This is a genomic window from Paratractidigestivibacter sp., from assembly GCF_052362415.1.
Taxonomy (GTDB): domain Bacteria; phylum Actinomycetota; class Coriobacteriia; order Coriobacteriales; family Atopobiaceae; genus Paratractidigestivibacter.
Genome location: NZ_DAWEMK010000094.1, coordinates 1 through 3479 on the forward strand (window position 1 = coordinate 1; position 3479 = coordinate 3479).

The following is a 3479-nucleotide window of genomic DNA, read 5'->3' on the forward strand; positions in this document are numbered from 1 at the left end:
CGCCGAGATCTTCGGGTATGGGAAGCGTCTGCGCAGGCGCAGAGGTGTTTGTGCAAGACTTGCGCCAAGTGATGCCCCAGCCGTCCTTGTGCTTATGGCTATGTGAGAAGAACTCCTCGAGGTAGGCGTTGGCCCGCACGGGCCTCGCGGCGTTGACGGCAAACAGCTCGCACACGTTCTTCTTCCCTCCTCGGTCTGCAGGGCGGTGCCCCTTATGGTAGCCAATGGCGCGGTAAGGCGGCGCCGCGGTGTTAGACTCGAAACCGTTGAATAACCGGCAGGAAGAAGGACATATGAGCGATATCGACCACGCCCAGGGCCTCTGCGAGTTCGTCGACGGCTGCCCGAGCATGTTCCACACGACGGCGCGCATCGCCGAGAGGCTCGCGGGCGCGGGTTTCCTCGAGCTCTCTGAGGGCGACGCCTGGGAGGTCGTGCCCGGCGGGCGCTACTTCACGCGGCGCAACAACTCCAGCGTCATCGCCTTCGCAGTGGGCAAGAACCTCGACGACTACCACTTCCAGGTGGCGGCCGCCCACGGCGACTCGCCATGCTTCAAGGTGAAGAGCGCAGCAGAGCTCGCAGGCCCCGGCGACTACCTGCGGCTCGACGTCGAGGCCTATGGCGGCATGATCGACCACACCTGGCTCGACCGCCCGCTCGGCATCGCGGGCCGTGTGCTCGTGCGCGACGGGGCGCGCGTGGAGAGCCGTCTTTTTGACAGCGCCGCTGACGTCGCGCTCATCCCGAGCGTTGCCATCCACCTGAACCGCGAGGGCGGCAAGTCCCCCGAGCTCAACCGCGCCGTCGACCTGTGCGCGCTCTTCTCGGCGGGCGAGCTCGGCGAGGGCTCGTTCGACCGCTACGTCGCGGGCGAGCTCGGCGTGGACGTCGCCGACGTTCTGGCCCGCGACCTTTTCCTCTATAACCGCCAGGAGGCGCGCGTTTGGGGCGCCGCGGGCGAGTTCGTGAGCGCGGCGAAGCTCGACGATTTGGGCTGCGCCTACGCCGCGCTCGAGGGGTTCCTCGCCGCGGGCGCCAATGACGCGCAGGTCAACGTGTTCGTGTGCTTCGACAACGAGGAGGTCGGCAGCAACACCAAGCAGGGCGCCATGTCCACCTTCCTGAAGGACGTGCTCGTGCGCGCCAACGCCGCCCTCGGCCGCAGCGACGAGGACCTGCTCCGCGCCGTCTCGCGCTCCTTCATGCTGAGCTGCGACAACGCCCACGCCTGCCACCCCAACCACCCCGAGAAGCACGACGAGGCCAACCGCTGCTGGCTCAACCGCGGCATCACCATCAAGGAGGCGGCCAACCAGCACTACTGCTCCGACGCCTTCAGCCGCGCCGCCATCGCGGCCGTTCTCGACGCGGCGGGCGTGCCGCACCAGACCTTCGCCAACCGCTCCGACATGGCCGGCGGCGGAACGCTGGGCAACCTCTCGAACATGCAGGTGAGCATGCACGGCGTCGATGTGGGTCTGCCGCAGCTCGCCATGCACTCGGCGTACGAGACCGCGGGCGCCCGCGACGTCGAGCTCGGCGTCGACGCTCTTGCGGCCTACTTCCGCTGCGACCTGCACATCGACGGCGCCGACTCCTTCGAGCTCCGCTGACCTGCCGAATCGGCCCGCCCGGCTTAGCGAGAAGGGCGCTCGCAAAACAAGGCGGGCCGAAATGACGGGCGTTGGTACGGCGACACAAAGGCACGTCGCTTTCGCTGTCTTCTTTGGTACGCTCCAACATAGGGTTTGAACTGCACTCTCCATATTCTGTTCACAGTGGTTGTGTTCAGGAATTAAACCAAGGAGAGGACCGGACCATGCCCATGAAACCAAAGACCAAGCTCGTTAAGGTGCTGCTCACCAACATCATGATCGCCTTCGCGATCTCGCTCGTCGCGAGTTACATCGCCATCGGACAGGCCGGGGTTCCTGCCGAGGCCGTCGCTCCCGCGACCATCTTCTCGACGCTCAAGAACTTCCCGATGGCCTACGTCATCTCGTTCTTCATCGGAATGTTCATCCCGTGCGAGCAGTGGGGATTCGGTTTCGCGACGGGCACCTGCCATCTGAGCCCGGCCGACGGCCTCAAGTTCGGCGCCGCGCTCAACCTGGTGGTCAACACCGTCTACGTCGCGGTCAACTCCGTGATCCTCACCTATGTGAACGCGTGCGTCTTCAACGGCGCGCCCCTTGCCGCCTTCCCGGCCGCCTGGGCGAGCTCCATCATCCAGTGCTGGATCGTCGGCTTCGTCGTCTCGCTCTTCTGGGCGCCCGCCTGCGAGAAGTGGGCACGCCAGATTTGCAGCGACCCTGCGCCCGACATGCACTAAAGCCTGGCAATAAACGCCTGGTGGACCTGCCTGCGCTCGCGTAGGCAGGTCCACCTATTTATAGGGAAGGCCGATGGACGATTTGATTTCGAGCGAAAGCGCGGGCGAGGGCCTTTGGCGCATACATAACGCGATGGGGGAGGTCTGCTACCTCGTTGAGGGCGCCCGTGAGGCGGCCCTGGTCGACGCGATGGGAGGCTTCGGTGACCTTGGCGCGCTCGTGGCCGGCCTCATCGGAAAGAAGCCCGTGAAGGTCCTTCTTACCCACCGGCACGCGGATCACGTCGGCGGGGCGTACTGGTTTTCAGATGTTTGGGCGGATGCGCGGGAGGCTTCGTGCTGGGATGTCTGCGAGCGCTATGCGCACATCGTGGCCGAGCACGCCGCAAAGGAGGGCTATGCCGGCGCGTCGACGCCCTTCGGGCCCCGCGACGGCGCACGTCCACGGGTGCACACAACCGCGGAGGGCGACGTATTCGACCTCGGCGGGCGTACCCTTCGGGTCGTTGGGCTTCCGGGACACACCTCGGGCTCGATCGGGTTTCTTTGCCCGGAGCTCAAAATTCTGTTCTCCGGCGACGCGGTGACGCCGATCGAGTGCCTCTGCTTTACCGAGAGCTCGTCTGTTCAGACCTACAAGGAGACCCTCGGAAAACTGCGCGGCCTGCCGTTCGAGCGTTTCTGGACCGGGCATCACCTGCACGACTTCACAAAGAAGGACCTCGACGGTTTCGAATCCGCCGTCGACTTCGTCCTTGCGGGAGATAGAGGCTACGCTTGGCACCACGGGTTCATCCCCGATTGGGAGGGCACGATCCACTTCGTGCCCAACGGTGTCAACGATGTGGACTCGTGCGATTTCCGCGCCGTCATCACCCGTGGGTTGCCCGCGCCGAGAAAGCGCCGTCCCCGTCCCTAGCCGCCGCTAATGCCGGCGAAGGATGAGGTAGCGATTCAGGTTACCGGTTCGGCCGTCGGCGGAGAAGCGACCGACCTCGTCGGCATCGCCGGACACCGCCTCCGCGAGCCGCGAAATCTCGTCCTCGCCGAAGCTGTGGCAGTAGCGGTACGGCGCCGCCCCTTGCCAATCCAGGAGGTAATCACCCGGTTCGAATGAGCGTGTCGAGAAGCCCTCGAAGGGCGG

The 3479-nt window shown here is 65.3% G+C and carries 3 protein-coding genes and 1 pseudogene; 3 read left to right on the forward strand and 1 reads right to left on the reverse strand.

All coding sequences use genetic code 11. The features are described from left to right. Nucleotides 1-293 precede the first annotated feature (293 nt). From ACT84W_RS08550 to ACT84W_RS08560, 3 genes are all read left to right on the forward strand, one after another. Nucleotides 294-1616: a M18 family aminopeptidase gene (locus tag ACT84W_RS08550; protein WP_444328905.1), complete on the forward strand. Its 1323-nt coding sequence runs from the start codon at nucleotides 294-296 to the stop codon at nucleotides 1614-1616. A 206-nt stretch (nucleotides 1617-1822) separates the two neighbouring features. Then, nucleotides 1823-2335, forward strand: a complete 513-nt coding sequence (locus tag ACT84W_RS08555) for a hypothetical protein (RefSeq protein ID WP_444328906.1) — start codon at nucleotides 1823-1825, stop codon at nucleotides 2333-2335. Between the two features lie 73 nt (nucleotides 2336-2408). Continuing rightward, nucleotides 2409-3254 carry an MBL fold metallo-hydrolase gene (locus tag ACT84W_RS08560; protein WP_432290380.1) on the forward strand — a complete coding sequence of 282 codons (846 nt, stop codon included), beginning with the start codon at nucleotides 2409-2411 and terminating at the stop codon, nucleotides 3252-3254. A gap of 6 nt (nucleotides 3255-3260) precedes the next feature. Here ACT84W_RS08560 and ACT84W_RS08565 read toward each other — a convergent pair. Next, nucleotides 3261-3479 (reverse strand): annotated as a pseudogene (locus ACT84W_RS08565) (class I SAM-dependent methyltransferase); the annotation flags it as partial.

Bases quoted from the DNA above. Each gene is read 5' to 3' on its own strand.
- ACT84W_RS08550 (WP_444328905.1), top strand. From the start codon at position 294: ATGAGCGATATCGACCACGCCCAGGGCCTCTGCGAGTTCGTCGACGGC.
- ACT84W_RS08555 (WP_444328906.1), top strand. From the start codon at position 1,823: ATGCCCATGAAACCAAAGACCAAGCTCGTTAAGGTGCTGCTCACCAAC.
- ACT84W_RS08560 (WP_432290380.1), top strand. From the start codon at position 2,409: ATGGACGATTTGATTTCGAGCGAAAGCGCGGGCGAGGGCCTTTGGCGC.